Origin of the sequence: Methanorbis furvi (assembly GCF_032714615.1) — an archaeon.
Taxonomy (GTDB): Archaea; Halobacteriota; Methanomicrobia; order Methanomicrobiales; family Methanocorpusculaceae; genus Methanocorpusculum; species Methanocorpusculum furvi.
This window is the reverse complement of the sequence record NZ_JAWDKA010000019.1, coordinates 1-2,984: the sequence shown is the minus strand read 5'-3', so window position 1 is coordinate 2,984 and position 2,984 is coordinate 1. Positions and strand designations below refer to the sequence as shown.

At 51.5% G+C, this 2,984-nt stretch carries 8 protein-coding genes; all 8 read left to right on the top strand.

The features are described from left to right. The first annotated feature begins 121 nt into the window (after positions 1–121). The 8 genes from McpAg1_RS09540 (at position 122) to McpAg1_RS09505 (ending at position 2,682) form a co-directional block, all read left to right on the top strand. On the top strand, positions 122–409 hold the full coding sequence (locus McpAg1_RS09540) for a hypothetical protein (RefSeq protein ID WP_338095077.1): 288 nt from the start codon (positions 122–124) through the stop codon (positions 407–409). Beyond that, positions 396–563, top strand: a complete 168-nt coding sequence (locus McpAg1_RS09535) for a hypothetical protein (protein ID WP_338095076.1) — start codon at positions 396–398, stop codon at positions 561–563. Before McpAg1_RS09540 ends, McpAg1_RS09535 begins: the two co-directional genes overlap by 14 nt. Further along, on the top strand, positions 560–1,171 hold the full coding sequence (locus tag McpAg1_RS09530) for an HNH endonuclease signature motif containing protein (protein ID WP_338095075.1): 612 nt from the start codon (positions 560–562) through the stop codon (positions 1,169–1,171). Before McpAg1_RS09535 ends, McpAg1_RS09530 begins: the two co-directional genes overlap by 4 nt. Next, positions 1,168–1,698 (top strand): hypothetical protein, encoded by a 531-nt coding sequence (locus McpAg1_RS09525; protein ID WP_338095074.1) that lies wholly within the window; start codon positions 1,168–1,170, stop codon positions 1,696–1,698. Before McpAg1_RS09530 ends, McpAg1_RS09525 begins: the two co-directional genes overlap by 4 nt. After that, on the top strand, positions 1,695–1,883 hold the full coding sequence (locus McpAg1_RS09520) for a hypothetical protein (RefSeq protein ID WP_338095073.1): 189 nt from the start codon (positions 1,695–1,697) through the stop codon (positions 1,881–1,883). The genes McpAg1_RS09525 and McpAg1_RS09520 overlap by 4 nt, the downstream gene beginning before the upstream one ends. A gap of 82 nt (positions 1,884–1,965) precedes the next feature. After that, a complete protein-coding gene (locus McpAg1_RS09515; RefSeq protein WP_338095072.1) occupies positions 1,966–2,262 on the top strand; it encodes a hypothetical protein in 297 nt (98 codons plus the stop codon). A 26-nt stretch (positions 2,263–2,288) separates the two neighbouring features. Beyond that, positions 2,289–2,516: a hypothetical protein gene (locus McpAg1_RS09510; protein ID WP_338095071.1), complete on the top strand. Its 228-nt coding sequence runs from the start codon at positions 2,289–2,291 to the stop codon at positions 2,514–2,516. Further along, on the top strand, positions 2,509–2,682 hold the full coding sequence (locus tag McpAg1_RS09505; RefSeq protein ID WP_338095070.1) for a hypothetical protein: 174 nt from the start codon (positions 2,509–2,511) through the stop codon (positions 2,680–2,682). The genes McpAg1_RS09510 and McpAg1_RS09505 overlap by 8 nt, the downstream gene beginning before the upstream one ends. Positions 2,683–2,984: the final 302 nt, after the last annotated feature.

Genomic DNA, 2,984 nt, shown 5'->3' with positions numbered 1-2,984 from the left:
GAGAATTCACTCCCGAAGAGGCGCGGTTGGTTGAGGGAAGGGAAGATGATCGCCACTGCGTGAAGTGCGACAACAGCTGCATGAAACAGAGGATGCGGAAAGACGACACGGAGGAACTCTCATGAGTGATCGTGATCACTTTCTGATCTGTCCGGCCTGCGGAACGGTCTTAAAGGTCGATACGGAACCTGACAAGGAGCGGGTAAGCACTCACAAACCAACCTGCCCGTTTTGTGCATCCGGCCCGACAAGTCACACACAGATGATAATCTGTGAGAGCTGGAGTGAAAAATGGGATGTAGTAAATGCCGTGTTAAAACTCAAGGATGCATCGCAGAAGATAGGGGAGTTTGGCAATAGAACATACTCTCTTCCCGAGTCCGAAGAGGTAAAAGATGCAACCGACTAAGAAGACCTGCGGAACCTGCTACAACTGGATACACGATCCTGAGAACCCGGAGAAGCGGATCGGTCTCTGTGATGCTCATCCTGAATCATACGGGAAATTCACTGCACGGATGCGAAATGACAAAGCATGTTGTAACTGGGGGGAGAAGAAATGACGCAACCGCACGGAATTACAACCTATCGGGTTAATGATCTTATCGCACTCCAAAAACAAGCCCGGGGCGACTGGACTATCAACTTCGGAACCGGTGAGATATCGAATCGGAAAGGGGATGAGATCAAAGGCAGGCTCAACCCACAGACCGGGTATCTTGAGATAAAGACATCCGAGAATGGGGCGGATGTCAAAATGTTGAAGCACCGTGTGATCTACATCTGCGGACACGGTATCTTATCCATCAAATTAGGGCAGGAGTTGGAAATTGACCACATCGACGGGAATAAACTCAACAATTCCCTCTCTAATTTACGAATGGTGACACCTTCGGAGAACTGCCTTAATCCCAACACTCTCATGAGAGGGGGGAAAGCTCCGCACTCAAAGTTAACGGACGAGACCGCAGAATATATCCGCTCTCTGTATGTCTCTGGGGGGTTTACCTGCCGAAAACTTGCACAAATGTTCGGTCTGTCTCCTCAGAGCGTGGAAAGCCTGATCCACAATCGAACTTATGTCAGCGACAGCCCCGCAGCTGTTGCCGCACAGGAATTGATTGAGAACAAACCGAGAGGGAAGAAAGTTCCTTCGGAGGCGGCAGCATGACCTTTGATCCTACCGTTGATCAGGGGTATCTGCTGGAGGGGGAACTCGTTGGGATCTATCCGCAGAAACCGATCACCGACATCTACGAGTATGCCGCATGGTGCCGGGAGCTTGCAGACCGGTTTGCCTATCTTGCGAAGAACTTCAATACCGAAGCAGTCGCCGCAGTCGCCGAGATCCGAATGCAGCAGATCACCTCAGATGTGTATGAACTGGTCGGAGTCCCGGACAAGAGAGCGACATCTGATCTTAATACCCTGAAGCTGAGGGAAGAGCGCCCGGAGATATGGGAGAAGGCATTATCGATCAAGGCAGCTGACGCGGTGAAGCTGATCGGAGAGGACGAGATCAGGAAACAGATCATCAAGAAGCACGGTCTTGACGTGTGGCACCGACACGCACACCCGACCATTACAGCAGTTCGGGACTTGCTGCCGAAAGAGGATCAGGCGGACTACATCACGTCTCAGTATGGCATCGATCACTATGAGGTTCAGCTGAAGGCGCTACCGGAGACGAAGGAATGAACGGAGAGCAACAGCATCGGTTCAATCTGAGAATGGATGGGGTGTCCTTGTACAAATTGAAGATCATCGCTGGACGAAGGCGAAGATCGGCAGTAGGTGAGGCACGTCTCGCCATTGATCGTGCGATTCGTGACTATGAGATTGAGCACGGAATAATCGAGGTGCCGGAGGTCCTGGGACGATGACGCCAGAACGACGTTGCAAGAGCTGTGGAGCCGTTGCCGGAGTTCCTGCGGAGAAGTGGGACGATCCCACTTTCAACACTTTATGCCCGGCGACCGAAATCACCGTAACCGGGATGTGCTTCTGCCGGATGTGGCATCCGTCAACGGATCGGAGGTTCGGGAAATGATACTCGAACTCAAACAGCGGATCGGGTTGTGGATCCTCAATCATATTCTGCATTGGGACACTGGGGATATGCTGCACGCAGCGGTATTTCACGGCGAACTCTCAGAAGAAGCATGGGAGATTTACGAACGGCAATATCACCTTACGGCAATCGTCACCTTTGACGAGCGAGGTTTTGAAACGGTCGGGATGAACATGAGGTTTGAACAATGATGCCGGAAGAAACCGCCGTTCAGGTTGTGGTTAATCACATTTCTTCGGACGAGTGGCCGGAATGGATCGAGATTCCCGGAAGCACCAAGAGAGCAGGGTTCAAAGTCCGGGCAAATGCAGACAAACCGCAAGCGAGTTTACAGCGGGCACGAATGATGCAGGAGCTGGCCCGGCAGGTGACAAGAGAATACCTCGGCAGCGGAAAGGGGGGGACGCTGCCGACTCTTTCGGATACAGAGGTGCCGGATGACTGAGAAAATGTTCACAGTGACTCTTGAGTTCAACGAGAATGCCCTGCTGGAACTGGAATATCTCTATGAACGAATGCCCAAGACAACGGCGATAAGCAAGATGATAGGAGCCGCGATAAAAGCCGCGAACAGTCAACTTGAGAACGTGCAGGCGGTGGATTGGTTATGATGATCAGTGTCGATACGGAAAAGAAAAAAGTCTCAATCTGGGAATTCGGGAACCGAATTTGCGTATTAGACTTAAACGAGAACTTACCCGTCCGTCTGTATAGGACTGACAGTAAGGGATCGGATGAGGTTGGGGTGGTGGATTGGCTATGACTGAAGCACTTGCAACGATTCAAGGAGAATACACGCCGGAACAGAAAGCAATCATGCTTGAAACGGTTGCCAAAGGATGCAAACCGGAACAGTTCATGTTGATGATGGAGCTTGCGAAGAAGTACAAGCTCGATCCCTTCGCCCGGCAGA